Raw genomic sequence first — 18,582 nt, 5'->3', positions numbered from 1 at the left:
AACACGGAGAACCGGTCGAAAAAGCTCTCCGTACATGATTTTTCGGTCACTTTTCGTCCAATGACGCTGTAGGTGCCTGGAAAATTGCAACTTGCCGCGGCTGCACGACAAGTTGATCGGAGCATCCTTAGCGGCACGGTGGCTGCGGTTCCATGGACGCGTGGTTTCAAGAGTTGGTTCAAGCTATCTCGCGCTTGAGGAAGAGTAGGTACCCGATCGGCATGGGAAAACCATAGGACCAGGCCTGGGCATTTTGATTGCCCATCTTGGTCTCCCCTCGGCACACTGGCTGCGTGCTGACGAGTTCCCAGCCATTGGCGCCGAGCTCGAGCATCTTCCTCTGCAGCGGCTCGTCTTCGGCCAGGAGAGACACAACATCGGGTTCCAACGTTTGCTCCGTGCTCTTGAAGATCCATGCGCCGCTAGTCGCGTTCTTGAATGGGATAGCGACAAACTCCGCGCGGTGTTCGAATTTTTTGCTCATGGTTCCTCCTTTACTTAATCAGCCGCGCGCTTGACGTGCCCCGGGGGCGAGTGCGTCGACGTAGCGTTCCATGATGGACAGCACCAGACTGTTGATCGCCAGGATCTTCATCGCTCGGGTGACGGCTACATACAGAAGGTTCAGCTCATCATCTCGTCGGCCTGGATCGATATCGGGTGAGAGCGGGTCTGACGTGAAGTCGTCGAAGAGCCCGACAAAATCCCACTCCAGGCCTTTCGACTTGTGGGCAGAGGTCAGGGTGATGGTTGCGTCCAGCTCCTTGTCCACCGTGCATGAGCGTAGAGCCAAGATCCGCTGGGGCAAATCCGGATACATGTTGATGATCTTGATCGAGCGGATCATCTCGCTGTCCTGGCTCACCTCGGCGATTTCTACGTACTGGGCATAGTCCCGGTAGTCACGGAGCAGTTTTTTGTTCTGGACCAGGTCGCGCTGCTGTCGACTGAAATAGAACAGGTCCTCGAGGTTGCGCACGGAGTAGCTGTCGATGCCGCCAACCCAATAGATCTTGGGTTTCTCGGCGACCAGGCACAGTGCGTTTTCAATCACCCCGATGACGGTCCGATGAATGTACGTCCTGTGCGGCAGTCCGGCCGGCAGCGCCTTCTTCACCAACGTTTTCTCGCCCAGTCCCTGCAGCTTCCTGGTTTCTCCCTTATAGGACAGGATGATGTTGGCGACATGGGCGACTGCGGGCCCAAACCTGAAGCTCTGGGTCAGGTAGTGCTTCTCAGCCCCGGCCATCCAGCTGGCATTGAGAGCATCTTCCGCCCCTCGAAAGCGATAGATCTGCTGATGACGATCACCCACTGCTACCTTGCGAATGCGCTGAATGCGCACAATGTCTGCGATCACGGGGTTGACGTCCTGCCCCTCATCGAGCAGAACACAGTCGAAGCGCTGGCTCAGATCGGGTTTGCTCAACTGGTACAGCTTCAGGTATCCGTCATGCGTGATCTGCACCGCTGTGTCCTGCAGGTCAGTCATTCGCTTCCAGATGCCCATCGCTGCTGCGAGCGCTTGTTTCAGGTAGCGCTCCTGGGCGGAGGTAAGCATCGGGCGGTCACGGAACCGCGGAAAGTGGCAGCGTTCGATAAGATCGTCGGCGCTGGCCATGTAGGTGTTGAGGGTGGTCAGCACGTCTCTGACCAACTCCCAGTCCTGCGTATCAATCGCACGGGCGATGTCGGTCAGCCGCAAGTTGTTGGTCTGCTTATGGCTGAACTGTGTGCCATAGACGGCGAATGCCAGGCCGTGTGCGGTTTTGTTCACCACGTTGCGCGGGAAGCGTCCCCGTGCGGCGATCTCCACCGACTTGTTGTAGCAGAGATAGAGAATCCGCAGTCGGGAGTGATGTTGAGCGTATCCCACCAGTGTGGTGGTCTTTCCACTGCCGGCGCCGGCCTGGATGAGGAGTTTCGGAGCCTCCGACTGGATGATCGGCGACTGCTCGTGGGTCCATTGCATCGTTCTCTTCCTCACAAATACTTCTTGAAGCTCGCGGCCGTAATGCTCACGGACAAACCGAGAAGGGCGGCACAGGGGAGCAGCACCAGCATGGGACTGATGCTGATCGGGAGCGCCAAATAGAAGGTCCAGGGGAAAATAGCCAACGGCATGATCGTTGCGCGGGCCTTGTGATAGAGGTAGCTGGATTCGCGACCAACGCCGAATTTGCGCAGATCTCGACGCACCAGGCCGTCGACTAGACCTGTCAGTGCCGCCATGGCGAACAGCGGTATGGTCATCAGCAGCACGACCAGGCGGACGCAAAACACCAGAACGGTGAAGAGAGCCGCCAGGGCATAGTTCTGGACCGTTGTGACGCTTTGCGCGCCCCAGTAGCGCATGTCCAGCTCGTTGCGGGGCCCGGCGTGGGCGATCGACTCCATCCCCTGAACCCAGCTGAGCATTCCGGTCTTAACGATCAGCCAGTCATAGGCTTCGGTGACCAGCCATGTCGCGGTGCGCCCCGGCTCTTGGACGATGGCACTGTGGACCAGGCCTTTAGATAACCAGCTGACCTCGCTGACCAGCATCTGCTGACCGTGTCGCCATCCGGTTTCTGGCCAGAGGAAGTACAGGCATATCCAGTCGACCAGGATGGCGACGACCAGGGAGCCGAACATCACTCCGAGAAAGTTGAACGGGAACCAGAAGATTTTGCTGAACAGCGATTCCTGTCGCTCCTGCTGCTGTTCGGCTTTCTTTGAAACGTCGTCTGCCATGGGCTACACCTCAAGCTGCGTCATCGGTGGCCACCTGACGGAAATCTTCAACCAGGCCTTCGGGCAATGCAGATTTCAGTTCCTGATAGCCCGGGGCCTCCCACCAGTCGCTCGAGGACGCCGCCGATCGTCGCATGCCCGCGGCCAGGTCCTGCAGATTGCCGGGCATGACCTCGTCTGGGTCGTTCGCGGGAAGCGGCATGCGAACCTTCCAGAGGTTCCCACCCTCAATGAGCGCGAAGGCTTGCCCCTTGGGAAGCCCGACCACGTGGGCTGGCTCAATCATCGGCATGCTCGCCAACTGCACCTGGTCATGTGAGCTCGAGGTGAATGCTGTTTTCCCGTTGACCGAGTCGTTGGCACTGCTCGCCGGCGTGCTGTTGTAGACCTGCACCTTGGGCAGCTGGTTGGTCAGCAGTTCGGCGGTCGCAGTTTCACGGACCCGCAGCATGAACAGATTGTTGAAGTTACCGATCACCTGGCCGGCCTTGGCTTTCGAGCCAATCTTCGCCTCGATGTCGCTCATGGTCTGGGTGTAGGCGGTGACCTGCATGCCGGCGCCGCCAGCTTTGTTCACCATGGGGATGAACTCGTCCCCGATCAGTTCGTTGAACTCGTCAGCGTGGAGGTTAATGCGAACCTTGCCACCGGCCATATGGCCGGGTAGACCATCATCGATGCCATGCTTGTAAATGTGGCCGGCGACAGAGACCAGGTCGCTGAACATCGAGTTGCCCACCGCCGCAGCGACCTCGGTGTCGGACAGCGCATCTAGACCGATGTAGACCACCGCACGCTTCCGAATTACCTGCATCCAGTCGAAAATCGGCCGCTGATCAGCGAGATCCAGGTAGTCGGGCGCGAGCAGTTCAGCGATACGACCTGTGGTGAGCTTCTCCAGGAGTGGTAGTAGGGAGGCGACAATCTTGTCGAAGTAGGTCTTGTCGTAGCGCACGGCGCTGCGTAGGCCATCCATGACGGAGTCGTTGATGCGTTTCTGGGTCAAATACATGTCGATGGCCACGACGCGCAGCGGACGGTCCTTCATGGCAAATGACAGGTTCTTCCGATCGATCTTGCCTTCAACTTCAACGATGGTTTGCCAGGCCTTTGGATCATGCTCCGCGAAGTACTTCTGCGCATACTCGATGAACAGCTCGTCAATGTTGATAACGTGCCGGCGGATCTGTTCGTAGTCAGGGCGGCGGCCGAGGGCGACCAGCGACTGCGCGATGATGTTGACGAATCGCCAGGCAAACTCCCGGAACGCAGCAGAGTTGCCCTCGCCGGAAAGCTGGCCTGCGATACGGGTGGCGACTTCGCTGATCCGACCAAAGCGGCCGATGGCGTTGTAGCGCGCGGAGATATCCGGCCAGCCCAGGTGAAACACATAAAACTCGTCGAGGCGTCCGGCGCGCTTGCACTCGATGTACATGCGCTTAAGCAGGTCCGCATCACCTTTCGGATCGAAGACGATCACAACCTCGTGGTCGGCCTGTGCCTCTGCACGCCGGCGCCGGCTCCAGCGATGGGAGGTTTGGCTCCGGCGCCCCATACGGACTCGCGGGCCGCGTCGATGCGTTCGGCGAATGTCCTGCGTGATAAAAACTTCAGCCAGGCGAGTTTTGCCTACCCGTGTGGTTCCCAGTACCAATGTGTGGCCCACGCGCTCACCGAGAGGCAGGCTAACGTTCTGCTCATCAGGCTCGATCCCATGCAGTCTGGGCAGGCCACCCACGGGTGGCAGCGGCCTGGCGGGGTTCCAGCTGGAGTCCCAGCCAGTGACCTTGGTGATCAGCTTCAGTGGGAAGGGGGCGAACTCCAGACGTTCTTCCAGCCAGCGCGCACGCATATAAAGGTTCGTCGGCTCGACGTAGGCCGCGAACTGGGGAAGGTAGGTGTCGGCCAGGCGTTGCGTGTGCTTCTGTGTCCACCGGAATCCACGACCGATGAACAGGCGCTCGTTGCTGATCGGCATTTCAGCGCTGGTCATAGTGTAGTGGGGAAGCCGCCGTAGATTCGCCTGGTAGCGCAGGACCCTCCGCGCTTGCAGGAGCCGAATGGTGCCCAGGTAGATAAAACCCAGGGCGGCGACAATCCCGAACAGCGGTGTCAGGGCGAAAGCCCAGGGTGCGCCAATGCAGAGCGCAGCCGCTACATAGCAGACGGCAGTGGTGAACAGTTCTACCGGGGGGCGGAGCAGAGATTCAAGGGTGTATGTCGCCATCTCAGTTCCTCGAGGTGTAGGTCAGGGCGTCGGCTTCAGCGCGCGCCGCCTCGACCTGGTCCGGAGTCAGCCGTTCCGCCAGGCGTTGGGCGAATGCGTGTTCATTGAGCTCGGAGATCCCGGTTAGGCGCGCACCGTAGAGCTCGCTCACGTGGCGGACCTGCTCGATCATTTGCTCCCGGCCGGGTCGGTGCAGGGGATGGCTGATGATCAGCGTGAACACCGGCGATACAGGTCGTGTTGGGCGCATACCGGGTCTCACTGCTGAAGGGTTGTGGCTGTGATCAGCACCGGGTAGTGCTGCAGCCCCAGGCGACCCGCAATATCGCTGGCAGGAACGGGCATCACCTGCAACCCGGGAGCCCAGCGGCGGATCTCTTGCAGTCGTGCAGCGTTGCCGACATTCACGGCGAGTCCCACTGCCTGCAGGCCTTGAAGTGCCGGCAGTTTCTGCTTGAGCCAGGCCTGCGACATTGGATCATCCCCGACGATGAACATCGGCTGCAGGCCAGCTGCATTGATGACCCGTCCCTGTACTGGGCCTGGGCTCAGTTCTGGAGTCGACACCGGGAACGCCCCACCAGCCCGGACGCCAGTCACAGCTGGGGGAGCGTGCGCAGGCTCGGGTTCAATGTCCTGGTAGTAGGGCAATGCGGATGCTCCGCCGCGGTCCTCCACTACTGTGAGCCCCGCTTGCTGGTCAGCATTGGTGGGTAGGGCCAGGCTGGTCATTATCGCGAAGGCTAGGGCTTGCAAGACGTGTGACCGCCAGGCGTGGGGATATGTCATGGGGTCCGTACCTCGAAATTGATGCCGGTGACCCGGCTGAGATGTTTCGCGAAGTAGCCACGGTACTTTGCTGCCGGCGCGCCGCCGGCCGGGCGGTGATACCGCCCGGCAGCATCGATCCAAGTTCCACCCTTGGCCTTTTGCTCAGCCAGGATCTGGGCGGTCACGGTCAAGTTCTTGTAGGGGTCCAGGCCTTCGCAGGGGAAGCTGTAGCGATGCCCGTTCGAGCGAATATTGGTTTGTCCCAGTCCCACGTCGACTCGAGCGGGCCCAGCCGTCGCAATTGCGATCAACAGCGCTCGGCAAGCATCTGCGCGGGTGGCGAAGCGATAGCCGGTGCCCGCGACATTCAACGTCCACGGCCAGGGCACAAGCTGACCCCGAAGTCGGGTGCCACTCTCCTGCAGCGCCACTGAATAGAGCACAACCGGTGGAACCCCGTGCCTGATGGCGATCGCCTTGTAAGCTGGTGGCGGATCTTCCACGCCCCACGTATTGCCGGCGAGCAGTAGCACCGGCAGAAGGCAGAGCTGCCACCAACTCATTGACGGCGCCATGATCCGTTCACCTGCGTCACGGCCGCTGGCAGCGAGCCGCCGAGACCGAGGCGAATCCAACGGCCCTGGTCATGATTGAGTGTGATCAGTCGGCTTTTAACGCTGGACGGGTCAACACCCGCGAGAATTGCCCAGCGGCGGATCCGTTCATCGTCGTTCTGGCTGCCGACGAAATACAGGTCAAACGGCGTCTGGGACGCCTGCAACCGTTTGACCTGGTCGATGCAGGGCAGGCAGTCGTCTTTGACGAAGAGTGCCATGCGCCCATTGCCTTCCAGAGCTGGGCCGCTCCCGGACCCTGCCCGGGCCGAAGGGGAGGCCGAAATCTCAATGGCTTTGATGCCTGGGAACAGGCGCTGGTACGCCTCATCGTAGGCTCGCTGATAGGCGAGCTCCCTGTCGACTCGCTGACGCTCTGCCTGGACCTGCAGCTCGGCAAACCGGCGCCGCTCGCTATCCGATCGGGCTTCGATTCCGAGTGCAGTGAGCGGGTCAAGCCCCGGCGAATACACCCCCCGAGGCCCTTGCATCACCTCTTGATATCGCTCGTATTCCTTGGAGGTCAGGCCCCACTCCTGCGCTGCTTTATCATGAAGCTTGTCTTGCGACAGGGTGCTTTCGCTGGTGAGCTGCTGAACACTGGGGGCCGCTCCTCCTGTAGCTGAAGGAAGCGGCGCGGCCTCAATACCCGCAGCAGTAAATGCGTAGACGCAGGCGATGGCTCGAACGATCGGTAGATTCATGATGCTTTACTCATGGCTGGATGCTCAGGGTTCGGGTTGTGCCGCCGGCGTCGAAGGTTGCGGTTCGTTCATCTACAGACTTGAGGCGCCAGGTGCTGCCACTGACCACCTCGCCTGGCCTAAGCAGGTAGATCTGGCTCAGTCGCGTGCTACCGGTGGGAGCAACAGACAGGAAGCGCTCGCCGCCTCGGTATTCGAGACCGACCATCTGAAATGGCGGAGGCTCTTGCGGGATGGGCGTGGCTTTAACCGGTGCGGGCTTCGCCTTCGGTTTGGAGGGGGAGGCCTTAGGGGCTGATGCAGTCGCCTGGGCCTGAGGCTTGCTCATTTTCTGCAGTTTGCCGTCAAGCGACTCAAGGTCAGCTTTCAGTACCAGGAGATCGCCCGCAGTCGCGGATGAGCGCGTGACTTCAGCTACAGCTTCGTGGGCCTGCTTTGCCGTGGCTTGCACAGCATCAATCCGGCTCGAGAGTGCCTGCTGGCTGATACGGAAGTCCTCCATCGTGACCAGAGGTTTGCCTGACACAGTGTCGAGACGATCATCGATCGCGCTCACCCTGTTCTGGAGTGCGTCGATGGAGACTTTCTCTGCTGCTCCATTCACAGTGCGAGAGAGAGTCGACAGCTGGTACTGCTGGAATGCAATGATGGCGCCCAGGATGAGCAGTCCCGTAGCAATGGGCAGATGTTTCCGGATCGGCAGTTTCATGGGTGTCCTCTCGAAGCCGAGTACACCCTCGCGCAACCATGATCCTGTTTCAGCAGAAAATACTTAGCCCGTACGCGTGGAATTTATTGATCGATGCCGAAGGGCCCACCATCTGCTGGCGAGCGCCGCGACTGAAAACCCAACCTGGCAGTCAAGGTCGCTCTGCGACCGCCGTACGTTCAGTACGAGCGTTTTGGACAAACAGCTTCTTCGGCCAACGACCAGTGAACGATTGCCCCGAATGTTTAGAACCAGCTATCAGTGGGTTACACTGGATTCACTTTCCAGCAGGCAAAAAAAAACCGCCTTTAGGGAAGGCGGTTTTGTGCAATCCAGGTTAGGGGGCTGAATTGCGAGTCCTCACAGGGACCATCAACGTGCGTTCAGTTTACGTTCGTAAATTACGATTTGCAAATGGTGGTGGTCCGACCGGGATTGCGTTTTGGCATGCGATGAACGTAGCGGCCGTTTTCGGTGGCCAGAAAACCGACACTTTTTTCTGGCTGGCTAAAAGCCGACTGCTTCCGCCCATGATCGCACAATGCCAGATTTGCAGCTATTATGGCGCTGCCTGCACTCACGTTGCCCGATGCAGGTGGCCAGTTACGCAACAGTTTCATCCCCCAGACGCGGCGTAGGAACCCGCGCCAGATGACCATCCGGGGGTTCTCAACCGGCCACCTCACAGGGACCATCAACGGTAACTCGAAGGCGCTATGTGTTCTGGAAAAAGCGCTGGAGGTTCGGCCTTGCCTACTTAGGAGGCCGAAATGTCTAAATTCAGACGTTTGTGGGACCTCGTTTGGAATGGTTACAGAGCTTTCAGGCTGTACGATTTCCTACGGGACCATTATGAAGACTTGTTCTAATTAGTGGGGAAGCCCCGTCCTGGTTCGCCTGGGCGGGGCTTTTTGCTTTCAGGTGATGGCTGTTTGTGGAGAACGAGATGGAACACGATTACGAAGGCTGGCTTGCATCTCGACCAACGCTCGTAGAGGACAGGAGCCACCCCAATCACTGGCTGAACCGAGCCTCAGACTTGCTAGCCTCTGCAGGTGCGCTATGGCACGCGATGGGATCGCAGGACAAAGCAATTGCTCAGGCGCTTGGCCACGGAAGTGGTTTCAGTATGAAGGTGGCCTGCTGGCCGGTTTATCACATGCTGTGCGGGCTCTCACTGGAACTCATCATGAAGGCAGTGCTGGTCCAGCGTGCCACACCACAGAAGGAGGTGGAGACTCACGTCCTGCACAGGCTGCATCGAATGCTTGGCCTCGACCTAGACGAGGAGCGAAAGCAGATTCTTGATTTTTACGAAGCGTCAGTGATGTGGGCTGGCCGCTATCCTACCCCCCGCAATCCCACGGATGAGAAACTATTGAGTCACTATGATCTTGAGAGCAGGGTTCTTACGAAGCCGGCGCCTATTGATTCTTCTGGCACGCTGAAATTCAGGGTGTCCAGCAATACTACTGATCTGGACCAGTTTTCGAGCCTTTGGCGTGAATATTCAAACCTATTCATCCTTACCTGAGATTGTGATTACCTACAGTAGACCCGCCATAGCTGATCCAACCGGGTTGTGAACGACTGGCTCAGGAGCTCCCGACGCATACCCCACTCAGGGCTTCTTGGAACGTTGGCAGACCTCAGTGTGCCTTTGCCGTACCGCTGGTTTATGCCATCCATGACCGACATCAGGCGATCGCAGGCAACTGGCTGGGTTGCCGCGAACAGATCGTCGGTGAACTGGCCTGGTTGCCGTAGGTCGAACAGTAGCACCTCAGCTTTGCTGTAGCGATAACCGTCCTGATAGACCTTCTCCGCAGCCTCGGTCGCCGCCCGCGTAAGTAATAGTGTGTCGTTCGTAGGGTAAGGCAGCTCTACCAACGCCCCCTTCGCCAAATGCAGCTCGTTGGGGTTGAACATACCGGTGCGGATTGAGACTCGCATGCGTTTGCAAACCGCCCCCTGGGCGCGCAGCTTCTCGGCTGCTCGGGCTGCATAGGTGGCCACCGCTTGCTTGATCGGGGCCAGCTCCGTCAGCCGCTTGCCGAACATCCGACTGCAGCAGATCTCCTGCTTCGGCGGCTCCGCCTCATCCAGCTCGAGGCAAGGTGTGCCGGCGAGCTCGCGGGCGGTCTTTTCCACCAGCACGCTGAACTTGTCGCGCAACATCCGCGGGTCTGCCTTTGCTAGGTCCATGGCCATGCGGATGCCCATCGCCTCCAGGTGTGCCGTCATCCGCCGGCCAATGCCCCAGACCTCTTTCACCTCAGTGTTACGCAACACCCAGTCCCGCTTGAAGTCATCAGTGATATCGACCACCCCGCCCGTATGCGCCTGCAGCCGCTTGGCAGTGTGGTTGGCGAGCTTTGCCAGGGTCTTGGTGCGGGCGATCCCCACACCGACGGGGATACCGGTACAGTGCAGCACCTTGGCGCGCACCTCCCGGCCGAACTGGGTCAGGTTCCCCTGCACGCCCGTGAGATCTGCGAAGCATTCGTCGATCGAATAGACCTCGGCCGCCGGCACCATCGACTCGATTAGCGACATAACCCGTTCGCTCATGTCGCCATATAGCGCATAGTTGGACGAGAACGCCACGATGCCATGCCGGCGCAGCTTCTCCCTGACTTGGAAATAGGGCTCTCCCATCTTCACGAACGGCTTGGCATCGTAGGACCTGGCAATCACACAGCCATCATTGTTGCTCAGCACCACGATGGGAATCTTGGCCAGATCCGGCCGGAACACTCGCTCGCAGCTCGCGTAGAATGAGTTGTTCTGGGGCTTGATAAAAGTTAGAAGGTAAGTACTTTATAAACAGTAATTTAGAAAGCAACCATAGAAGCATTGGTTTAGATCATAGGTTGGGGGGGCGGTTGATGGAGCTTGTGTGGGCTACTGAACTCTTGGTGATTGGCGGTCGCCCGTATCCAGGCTTTCCGATCTTGCTTTGGGACACGATGGACAGTTGCGTTCCTGCCAATGAATTCATGCGCCACTTTCTATTGCGGGGAGCCATTGGGTCGCGGAAATCTTGGCCAAGCACGGGGCGTGCTCTTTACGACTTTTTCAGTTTCCTTCAGGCACATGAGCTCGACTGGCGAGACGTAGATCGTGGCGAGGCCAAGAGTGTCGTTGCCGGTTACCGGGACTACTGCCTGGTGGAGTGTCAGTTGGCCCGATCAACAACCCGGCAACGACTCCACTATATCTGCAAGTTTTATGAGTATGCCCAGCAGCAGGAATGGGTGAGCAGACTGCCGTTTGGTTATGAGGAGCGGAAGATCAAGCGGGCTCCCGGCTTTCTTGCACACATCGATGCCAGCGGCGGAAAGGCAATGGTGAACGACGTCATGCCGCGTCAGCATCGGGTGCTGCCGAAGTTCCTCAGCATGGATGAGATTAAGGAGTTGCTGGAGAAGGCGGAAAATCCGCATCACCGAATGATGATTCGACTTGGACTTCAGACTGGCCTGCGGCGAGCGGAAATCGCCTCTTTTCCGTTGGCGTATGTCTTCGATCCGGACAAAGCCGGTAGGCACGAGCGCAACATCCGGATTCGCCTTGATCCACACGATGGTCACGGAATGCGAACGAAGGGAAGCAAGCCGCGTGACATCTATATCAGTCGACGCTTTCTCGCGGATCTGTACCGGTATGTAGTGCAGGTTCGTGGTGAGCGGGCTTCACTGAGTCGTACTCAACACAAATCGCTGTTCTTGAATCAGTTCGGTGAGCCCTACGCCGATGATGGTAAACGCATCGAACGCATTGTCCGAGAAATTGGCAAGCGTGCGGATATCAAGGTTCATACGCACATGCTTCGCCACACCTACGCGACCCATACTCTGGTCGCCCTTCAGCGCAATGGCAGCAGCCTGGAACCGCTCGTGTTTGTGCAGCGGCAGCTCGGTCATAGTTCGATCCAGACGACGATGGTGTACCTGCACTTGGTCAACGAACTGGCCGACAACGCGGTGCTGGCTTACGACGATGAACTGTCTGACGACTTGGGAGCTGTTTAATGGGGAAGCGCAAGGTCTTCTTAAAGACCGACCTCAATATCCCGCAAGTCGAGCATAGTCACGACGCGAACGGGTCTGTCATTGTTCTGCCCGAAGTGATTCCACCTGTCCACACAAAGGTCAATTTCGGAAGGAATGCCACGCGTTCCCGAGGCATCGACTTCGCTTTCTGGTACGGCGTGGGTATCGATTCAATCACGTATGCCTGTCAGCGACAGACTGAACGCTTTCTGGCCCAGCAGGACACTGGGGTCGAAGCGAGTACCGTAGCAAGCTTCTGTAAAGGCGGTTTACGCCACTTCCTTAACTTCATGATTTTGCGTGCAACCGCGCTCAGCCGTGAGTTGACCCTGAACGCCATCGATCGCGCATTGATTGACGATTTTCTTGGCTACCTTGCTGGATTGGGCATTACCACGCTTAGCCAGAGTACTCACTACACCGGTATGAAGTGCGTCCTTCACGCGTTGGGCCGCAGAGGGATAATTTCGTTGGTCACCACAGGGGACGATGCGACGTTTCCGCGAAACCCGTTCCCAAACAGTGGCAAGAGTAAGGGGGAAACGCCACTACCGAAACGTCAGCGACAAGCGTTCACCTCAGCATTAAAACAGGCGACCCTGCCAATCTGGAATGAAGACGCCGTTGTGACAGGTGAGCTACTGGCTTATGCCTTGTTGACCGTTGCGCTGCACACCGGGCGTAACGCCACGCCGCTGCTGGAGATGGGGCACGATTGCCTGCGCGCTCACCCCAAAGACAACAGTGTCTTTTTGGTCCTCTGGAAACGTCGCGGACACAGCAGCAGTAAAGTGGCTCTGCGCGCAGAGAGCGCCACTGAGCGTCGTCTGGAGTCGACCCCAACCATCAAAACCAACATTGAACGCCTGATCCGCCGTGTCCTTGCTCACAGTGAAACGCTGCGTGCGGAGGCTCCGAACGACATCAAGGATTGCGTTTGGCTGTATCGCGTGCACCGTGGTCCAGGCGTCGGCACGGTCATTGTCCTGACGGATTCAGCGTTGAAACTAGCGGCCAAAAAATTGGTGACTGATTATGGACTCGTCGATACGGATGGTCGGCCGCTGCGCATCAACATCTCTCGACTACGTAAAACGTTTGCCAACCGAATATTCGAATTGCTCGCGGGTGACCTGATGACCACGGCCATCGCGCTTGGTAACACACCACAGGTGGCCGGACGAAATTACTTGGCACCTAGCGCAGACGCGAGGCGCAACTGGCAGTTTATGGGCGAGATAATGGTTCAGGAACTGCTCAGCCGGACCATTGGCGCTACTTACAAAACTACCCCAATGGGGCGCTGTGGTGATCCGGTGAACGGCCAATATGCACCAAAACGTGAGGGGGAAGCGTGCTTCTCATTCCTCAACTGTCTGCGATGCAAACATTACGCGGTCACGGGAGACGATTTGCACCGGCTATTTAGTTTTTACTTCCGTGTGTTTGCGGAGCGTACCCGCATGAACAAGCGGCGTTGGGCGCAGGAATACGCGCATATTCCTCGATTGATTGACGACTATATCGTGGCTGAAGGGCTGCGGCGTGGAACCTTCAAATCGGCCGTCGTTGAAGCTGCTCGCGAGCAGGCTCGCCGCGATCCGCACCCGTTTTGGTCGTCCGATGTAGTGGAAAGTCTGGAGATGTTTGCATGAGCAAAAGCAATGTGGCCATGTTGCCTTGGGCAAGCATCGAACTACAACCAGGGGATATACGTGAGTTGCCCGAGGGCGACCGCGAAGCACTCATTGTCAGCGCCATCCATGTTGATGGCCACTGGGTCATCCTCAGTCGCTATCGCGACAACATTTGGCCGCTCGAAGGGTTGACTAGCAATGTACCGGACAACATGAGGAATTTGGACTTCAATCGAGTACCCGCTGCGTTTGTAACGGTGATGAAGTCCCTCTTGTACCGCTACCTACGGCGCGGTCGCGCAGGGCAGAAGCGTCCCGTGGCAAGTACTTTGCGCAATGTTTTTGAAAATGTATTGCCCTTTCTACGGTATCTAAGCGCGCTTAAGCTCGGTCACTTCGGCGCTGTAACGCCCATGATCTGTGCAAATTACGTCGCCGAGTGCAAGGAGATCCGACAGACGCGTCGCAATCGGGGGCAGGCGCTGTCTCCGGCGGCCCTTGAACGTCGTTTTATGTCAGTCGAGGCGCTTCATGAACTCAGTCAGTACACCAACGACCCAATCCCAAGACATCCCTGGCCTGATACATCGGCGAGAGCCCTGGCCGGTAGAGCCTCCCTCAACAGTGAGGCCGGCAAAACGCCGTTGATACCAGATGAGGTGTTTTGTACTTTGTTCGAGAAGGCCTATGAACAGGTTCAGCGCGGTGAGCGTCTGCTCGATCTGCGCGACGCCCTCGATAGCGTCGCAGTAGCGCGCAAGGGACAGGTGATCAGATCAGTTCAGGAGCATAAGGTTCGCCAGCTGACGGCTCTTGGGTGGGAAGGCGGGCTTGAGACATTCAACCAAGCGATTAAAGATTTGAGAACTGCCTCCTATATCGTTCTGGCCAGCACCTCCGGTTGCCGGAATCATGAGTTGGCCAACGTAAAATCTGGCGCGCACCACCGTACGGAAGACGATGAAGGCACGGTCTTCCACTGGCTGCGCTCCACATCGGAAAAAACCGATACCGGCGTGCACGACTGGATGATTCCAGAAATTGCTGTGCACGTGTTGCGCCTAATGGAGCGTTGGGCCGAGCCGTACCAGGCGATGATCGACGCTGAGATCGCCGAGCGAAGAATGCTTAACTCGAGTGATCCGCAAATCGCCACGGCGCAGAAGCATCAGCAGGCTCTCTTTCTCGGGGTGGCTGCCACGAAGCGTAATCAAGTTCGTACCCTCTCGGGTTCGGCATGGAACATGTGCCTCAAAGCGTTCGCGAAGAGCTGTGGTCTGATCTGGATCTTAGCCAGCCATCAATTTCGCCGTAAATTCGCCAACTACGCAGCGCATAGCCAGTTTGGCGACCTGCGTTACCTGCGTGAGCATTTCGCGCACTGGTCCATGGACATGACCTTGGGCTACGCCATGGATCAAGATTGGGGGCAGCATCTCGATATCGAACTGTACGAAGACATCCAGTCAGAACTCGAAGACATCAAGTCCGAGGTCGTCGGTACTTGGCTGGGGGACACACCACTGACTGGCGGCTACGGTCGATCGATCAAGCATTGGCAGCGCGATTCGGCGAACCTCGCGATCTTCAAGAACCACGCCTCGATGGTGACCTCGATTGCTGAGAGCACCGCGATTCGAAGTAATGGTCATGCCTGGTGTACCGCCGCCGATGATCGTTGCGTCGGCAACACCATGGAGCGAACGCGCTGCGGCGACTGCAACAACGCCGTGATTGGAGGTGCCCATGTTGGTATCTACCAGCGTCTTTATGGCAACTTGAAGGGGTTGTTGGATTGCAACGATATTGGTGACGGTGGTCGACAGCGCGTATTGCGTGATTTGGATCGCTGTCGTGACGTGCTTATGCAGCTTGGATACGACCCGGAGGCGAACGTAGTATGACGATCAAACGCAAGCCCTCGGACGCCCGCGAGCGGGATTTGCAACTCGCGCTCGCGCGCATCCAGCGTGGTCGGACGCACACCGGAGAATCCAAGGTCACCATCGCCGCGGTGGCGCGTGAGGCCGGTGTTTCGACGGCGCTGATCCACAATCACTACCCAAATATCGCCGAAGCGATCCGTGAAGCTCAGGGACGTTCGAGTCGTGCTCAGCGGGATGTGAAACACCAGGATCTCTTGGCTGAACGCGAGAAAAATCGAATGCTCCGCCAAGAGAATGAGGAGCTACGCGTGAAGATTGCCAACCTCGCCTCGATTAACGAGGTATTGATAGCCGAGACCCGTGTTCTAAAGGCAAAGCAGAGCGACCCCAAGGTAGTAGATCTACCCTCGGGCAAGTTGTAATTCCGTAAGCTCTCGCTCTCTAAATGTGCTACGAAAATGCTCTGATACTCCCTCCAAGTATGTTCTGTCCGTCGGACGGAATCTGCCAGAAGGGAAGGACTTACAAAAAAATCACTGGGGAGTGTCAGCCAAACAACATGCCGCAGACGAATCGTTTCAAGAAGTGTGCCCATAACCGTCCGTCCAACACACCTTCCTGATCCCAACGCTAAGGGCGATTGTGTGCAAGTGATGCGACTGCTGTTCAGTGGGAATGTGATCTGGCAACGTATCGGTCGGCAACCCATTGAGCAGCAGGTCCCCTCAACACCAGTGTTCCTCGATGCATAATTTGACGAGATAGAGGTAGCAAGCTCTAATTCCAGTAATGCATCGTGGCGATGCTCTAAAGCCAGCGATAGAGGAGTCGGACATGAGCAAGGCTCTGTTTTTTACAACAGCTCTCCGATGTAGTGTCTGTAGAACAGCAGTACTCCAGCGCTCTCGACCCGGCGCGCAATCAGGTTGCAGTGACGCTTCTCGGTGATCAGCAAGGACGCATCGCCCAGGCGGAGGGGTTTAGCGTGAAGTCGGCACCTGCGCTGGTATCGACCACCAATCATTCACATCAACTTCGGTGCCGCGCTCGCGGACTGAAGTACTGAGGCAACCATGAAGCGCTTACTCGCTGCACTGACACTGGCAACCCTCGTCAACCCTGTCCTGGCGACAGATGCGGAAGTGCCGTACCCGACCGGCTACCGCGACTGGCACCACGTCAAGAGTATGGTCATTGACCAGGGACATCCGCTTTACGAAGCCTTCGGCGGCATCCATCACCTGTATGCCAATAAGCAAGCGATGGAAGGTTACCGATCAGGTAAGTTTCCGGATGGCGCGGTCATCGTGTTCGATTTGCTGGACGCGAAGCGGGCCGACAATGCTGTGACCGAAGGAGCGCGCAAGGTTGTGGGCGTCATGCACAAGGATGCGAAGCAGTTCAGTGCGACGGGGGGCTGGGGGTTCGAAGGCTTCGGCAGCGGTGACTCAGCCAATCGCGTCGTGCGTGCCAAGGCGACGACCGCCTGCTTTGCCTGCCATACCCCGCAAAAAGATCACGACTACGTGTTCAGCCGCTTGCGTGACTGAGCGAGAAACATCGACAGTTTTGCGGTGGTCTCAGAGTGACAAATGAGCCAATGGTTCAATAAGGTTTCTGAAATTAATGCGACTTTTCTCAAATTAACGCAGACTTCATATTCGCCTGCTAGCTGAAGCCTTCAATTGATGTGGCGGGGGTAACGCAATCTCTCAAGAATGAAACTCTTGGTCGGATTTACCTTGTTGGGTGGTCGTCATGATGCTCGGACGTTTGCCCTTTACGCGGCGCTGCTCCAAGCGTGACATGGTTCAAAATCATTCATACTGGTTAAAATTGGTTCAGGCTGAATCAATTTACAACCCTAACGAATAGAGCTTACTTGTTTGAGTATTCATATGGATTGAATTGGCTGTCGATTACGAAGCGAAAGGGAGCGCTTACGTCTTTCGCAACGTGCGTTTGGTCAATTAGGTGGTGTGGAGGCAAACGCTGAAGGCAAATACGAAAGTGGCAAACGCATGCCTAAAGCTGATTATCTCGCAGCCATCACGAATCACGGTGTAGACATTCTCTTCGTGCTCACCGGCACGAATACGCCGATTTCTGCCGACAGTCTCAACCAAGTCGAAAAAAAGATACTGGTTAGCTTCAGAACCTTCGGGCATGGGCAGCCCGTAAGCTGCGCATCACTGGCACGCCTGACCCGCAGACCCTGCAACTCATCTTGCAGCAGTTATTGCGATGATTTCTCCTCCCGCTGGAGCCCGCATCTGGATCGCCGCCGGTGTCACGGACATGCGCCGTGGCTTCGACGGTTTAGCCGCACTGGTGCAGACTCAGCTTAAAGCCGATCCGTTCTCCGGTCAGATTTTCGCCTTTCGCGGACGGCGCGGTGACCGGATCAAATTGCTGTGGTGGGACGGCGACGGGTTGTGCCTGTTTTGCAAACGGCTGGAACAAGGGCGCTTCGTCTGGCCGCAAGCAACCAGCGGCAGCGTGTCGCTGACGGCTGCGCAGTTGTCGATGCTGTTGGAAGGCATTGATTGGCGCAGGCCAATTCGTACAGCACCTGTCCTCGCGGTCTGACTTGCCACGCTGAAAAAAATCCCAAGTAACATTCGGTCATGACTCTCGCGACCGACTCTCTGCCTAACGATCTTCAAGTCTTGAAGGCTCTGGTCTCTGCCCAGCGGGCAGAGATTGAGCGCTTGAAAATGATGATCGCCAAGCTGCGTCGTACGCAGTTCGGTCGCAGCTCCGAGCAACTGGACGCGATGATCGATCAGCTCCAACTGAGTCTTGAAGAGTTGCAAGTCAGCCAGACGGAACTGACGCCGCCAACCGAACCGCCACCTCGCCCTATCTCTCGGCGCAAGCCATTACCTGAACACCTGCCTCGCGAAATTCACGTCCATCAGCCCGAATCACAATGTTCTGGTTGCGGTGGGAAACTTCGCCTGCCGTCAGTGCCAAACGACCGGCACCACGGCTACCGGCAACTCGAACTTCTCAGTAGCCGCCCAGCAATGCCTTGAACACTTGCGTAGGTCCAATCCGAAGTTCTCCGCGGGCTCCAGCCCATAAGACGCTGCCTTGGGATAATGTTCGTAACTGCGTGCGGATTCCACGCCATCCGGCCACCCAGTCCGCTCTCATCTGGCCAGGCATTCCACGGCCATCTGGCCACCTGTTCCACGGCCATCCGGCCGGGCAGTCGGAGCGCAGCGACGCAGGGGGGGCATT

At 57.6% G+C, this 18,582-nt stretch carries 17 protein-coding genes and 3 pseudogenes; 9 read left to right on the top strand and 11 right to left on the bottom strand.

From position 1 onward, the window contains the following. Positions 1-178: 178 nt before the first annotated feature. Genes WM94_RS23520 through WM94_RS30265 form a run of 9 tightly spaced genes read right to left on the bottom strand, consistent with a single transcriptional unit; the run spans position 179 to position 7,758 of the window. The gene (locus WM94_RS23520; protein WP_061552232.1) at positions 179-484 is read right to left on the bottom strand and encodes a hypothetical protein; all 306 of its coding nucleotides are present in this window, start codon (positions 482-484) and stop codon (positions 179-181) included. An 18-nt stretch (positions 485-502) separates the two neighbouring features. Next, positions 503-1,972, bottom strand: coding sequence for a UvrD-helicase domain-containing protein (locus WM94_RS23515; RefSeq protein ID WP_061552231.1), 1,470 nt, complete (start codon positions 1,970-1,972; stop codon positions 503-505). Between the two features lie 11 nt (positions 1,973-1,983). Then, a complete protein-coding gene (locus WM94_RS23510) occupies positions 1,984-2,733 on the bottom strand; it encodes a TIGR03747 family integrating conjugative element membrane protein (protein WP_061552230.1) in 750 nt (249 codons plus the stop codon). A 10-nt stretch (positions 2,734-2,743) separates the two neighbouring features. After that, the gene (gene traD, locus WM94_RS23505) at positions 2,744-4,960 is read right to left on the bottom strand and encodes a type IV conjugative transfer system coupling protein TraD (RefSeq protein WP_061552229.1); all 2,217 of its coding nucleotides are present in this window, start codon (positions 4,958-4,960) and stop codon (positions 2,744-2,746) included. Between the two features lies 1 nt (position 4,961). After that, positions 4,962-5,210 carry a hypothetical protein gene (locus WM94_RS23500; RefSeq protein ID WP_177342426.1) on the bottom strand — a complete coding sequence of 83 codons (249 nt, stop codon included), beginning with the start codon at positions 5,208-5,210 and terminating at the stop codon, positions 4,962-4,964. An 8-nt stretch (positions 5,211-5,218) separates the two neighbouring features. Then, entirely contained in the window at positions 5,219-5,692 is a 474-nt protein-coding gene (locus tag WM94_RS23495; RefSeq protein ID WP_061552233.1) for an integrating conjugative element protein, read from the bottom strand. A 53-nt stretch (positions 5,693-5,745) separates the two neighbouring features. Then, positions 5,746-6,306 carry a lytic transglycosylase gene (locus WM94_RS23490; RefSeq protein ID WP_061552227.1) on the bottom strand — a complete coding sequence of 187 codons (561 nt, stop codon included), beginning with the start codon at positions 6,304-6,306 and terminating at the stop codon, positions 5,746-5,748. After that, on the bottom strand, positions 6,291-7,049 hold the full coding sequence (locus WM94_RS23485) for a TIGR03759 family integrating conjugative element protein (protein WP_061552226.1): 759 nt from the start codon (positions 7,047-7,049) through the stop codon (positions 6,291-6,293). The genes WM94_RS23490 and WM94_RS23485 overlap by 16 nt, the downstream gene beginning before the upstream one ends. 10 nt (positions 7,050-7,059) lie before the next feature. After that, entirely contained in the window at positions 7,060-7,758 is a 699-nt protein-coding gene (locus tag WM94_RS30265; protein ID WP_061552234.1) for a hypothetical protein, read from the bottom strand. Between the two features lie 946 nt (positions 7,759-8,704). Here WM94_RS30265 and WM94_RS23475 point away from each other — a divergent pair. Beyond that, entirely contained in the window at positions 8,705-9,292 is a 588-nt protein-coding gene (locus WM94_RS23475) for a hypothetical protein (RefSeq protein ID WP_061552225.1), read from the top strand. An 8-nt stretch (positions 9,293-9,300) separates the two neighbouring features. Here WM94_RS23475 and umuC read toward each other — a convergent pair whose 3' ends face one another. Beyond that, positions 9,301-10,557 (bottom strand): translesion error-prone DNA polymerase V subunit UmuC, encoded by a 1,257-nt coding sequence (gene umuC, locus WM94_RS23470; protein ID WP_061552224.1) that lies wholly within the window; start codon positions 10,555-10,557, stop codon positions 9,301-9,303. Between the two features lie 89 nt (positions 10,558-10,646). Between umuC and WM94_RS23465 the strand changes: the two genes are divergently transcribed. From WM94_RS23465 to WM94_RS29655, 8 genes and pseudogenes are all read left to right on the top strand, one after another. Continuing rightward, positions 10,647-11,792: a site-specific integrase gene (locus WM94_RS23465; RefSeq protein WP_041506144.1), complete on the top strand. Its 1,146-nt coding sequence runs from the start codon at positions 10,647-10,649 to the stop codon at positions 11,790-11,792. Next, on the top strand, positions 11,792-13,468 hold the full coding sequence (locus tag WM94_RS23460) for a hypothetical protein (protein WP_041506143.1): 1,677 nt from the start codon (positions 11,792-11,794) through the stop codon (positions 13,466-13,468). The genes WM94_RS23465 and WM94_RS23460 overlap by 1 nt, the downstream gene beginning before the upstream one ends. Then, positions 13,465-15,354, top strand: a complete 1,890-nt coding sequence (locus WM94_RS23455) for a hypothetical protein (RefSeq protein WP_061552223.1) — start codon at positions 13,465-13,467, stop codon at positions 15,352-15,354. Before WM94_RS23460 ends, WM94_RS23455 begins: the two co-directional genes overlap by 4 nt. Continuing rightward, complete coding sequence (locus tag WM94_RS23450) at positions 15,351-15,758, top strand: TetR/AcrR family transcriptional regulator (RefSeq protein ID WP_041506141.1); 408 nt, start codon at positions 15,351-15,353, stop codon at positions 15,756-15,758. Before WM94_RS23455 ends, WM94_RS23450 begins: the two co-directional genes overlap by 4 nt. 651 nt (positions 15,759-16,409) lie before the next feature. Further along, positions 16,410-16,886 carry a cytochrome P460 family protein gene (locus tag WM94_RS23445; RefSeq protein WP_041506140.1) on the top strand — a complete coding sequence of 159 codons (477 nt, stop codon included), beginning with the start codon at positions 16,410-16,412 and terminating at the stop codon, positions 16,884-16,886. A gap of 357 nt (positions 16,887-17,243) precedes the next feature. Continuing rightward, positions 17,244-17,492, top strand: a pseudogene (locus tag WM94_RS30920) (helix-turn-helix domain-containing protein); the annotation flags it as partial. An 88-nt stretch (positions 17,493-17,580) separates the two neighbouring features. Further along, positions 17,581-17,925, top strand: coding sequence for an IS66 family insertion sequence element accessory protein TnpB (gene tnpB, locus WM94_RS23435; RefSeq protein ID WP_041506139.1), 345 nt, complete (start codon positions 17,581-17,583; stop codon positions 17,923-17,925). A gap of 38 nt (positions 17,926-17,963) precedes the next feature. Continuing rightward, a pseudogene (locus WM94_RS29655) lies at positions 17,964-18,296 on the top strand (IS66 family transposase); the annotation flags it as partial. Positions 18,297-18,311: 15 nt separating this feature from the next. Here the strand turns inward: WM94_RS29655 and WM94_RS30915 are convergent. After that, positions 18,312-18,467 (bottom strand): annotated as a pseudogene (locus WM94_RS30915) (Cys-tRNA(Pro) deacylase); the annotation flags it as partial. Between the last annotated feature and the right edge of the window lie 115 nt (positions 18,468-18,582).

The organism is Pseudomonas sp. ABFPK, from assembly GCF_001586765.1.
Lineage (GTDB): Bacteria > Pseudomonadota > Gammaproteobacteria > Pseudomonadales > Pseudomonadaceae > Aquipseudomonas > Aquipseudomonas asiatica.
This window is presented reverse-complemented; position numbering and strand designations above follow the sequence as displayed.

Bases quoted from the DNA above. Each gene is read 5' to 3' on its own strand.
- tnpB (WP_041506139.1), top strand. From the start codon at position 17,581: ATGATTTCTCCTCCCGCTGGAGCCCGCATCTGGATCGCCGCCGGTGTC.
- WM94_RS23485 (WP_061552226.1), bottom strand. From the start codon at position 7,049: ATGAATCTACCGATCGTTCGAGCCATCGCCTGCGTCTACGCATTTACT.
- WM94_RS23495 (WP_061552233.1), bottom strand. From the start codon at position 5,692: ATGACCAGCCTGGCCCTACCCACCAATGCTGACCAGCAAGCGGGGCTC.
- WM94_RS23465 (WP_041506144.1), top strand. From the start codon at position 10,647: ATGGAGCTTGTGTGGGCTACTGAACTCTTGGTGATTGGCGGTCGCCCG.
- WM94_RS23445 (WP_041506140.1), top strand. From the start codon at position 16,410: ATGAAGCGCTTACTCGCTGCACTGACACTGGCAACCCTCGTCAACCCT.
- WM94_RS23450 (WP_041506141.1), top strand. From the start codon at position 15,351: ATGACGATCAAACGCAAGCCCTCGGACGCCCGCGAGCGGGATTTGCAA.
- traD (WP_061552229.1), bottom strand. From the start codon at position 4,960: ATGGCGACATACACCCTTGAATCTCTGCTCCGCCCCCCGGTAGAACTG.
- WM94_RS23500 (WP_177342426.1), bottom strand. From the start codon at position 5,210: ATGCGCCCAACACGACCTGTATCGCCGGTGTTCACGCTGATCATCAGC.
- WM94_RS23490 (WP_061552227.1), bottom strand. From the start codon at position 6,306: ATGGCGCCGTCAATGAGTTGGTGGCAGCTCTGCCTTCTGCCGGTGCTA.
- WM94_RS23455 (WP_061552223.1), top strand. From the start codon at position 13,465: ATGAGCAAAAGCAATGTGGCCATGTTGCCTTGGGCAAGCATCGAACTA.
- WM94_RS23520 (WP_061552232.1), bottom strand. From the start codon at position 484: ATGAGCAAAAAATTCGAACACCGCGCGGAGTTTGTCGCTATCCCATTC.
- WM94_RS23475 (WP_061552225.1), top strand. From the start codon at position 8,705: ATGGAACACGATTACGAAGGCTGGCTTGCATCTCGACCAACGCTCGTA.
- WM94_RS23515 (WP_061552231.1), bottom strand. From the start codon at position 1,972: ATGCAATGGACCCACGAGCAGTCGCCGATCATCCAGTCGGAGGCTCCG.
- WM94_RS23460 (WP_041506143.1), top strand. From the start codon at position 11,792: ATGGGGAAGCGCAAGGTCTTCTTAAAGACCGACCTCAATATCCCGCAA.
- WM94_RS30265 (WP_061552234.1), bottom strand. From the start codon at position 7,758: ATGAAACTGCCGATCCGGAAACATCTGCCCATTGCTACGGGACTGCTC.
- WM94_RS23510 (WP_061552230.1), bottom strand. From the start codon at position 2,733: ATGGCAGACGACGTTTCAAAGAAAGCCGAACAGCAGCAGGAGCGACAG.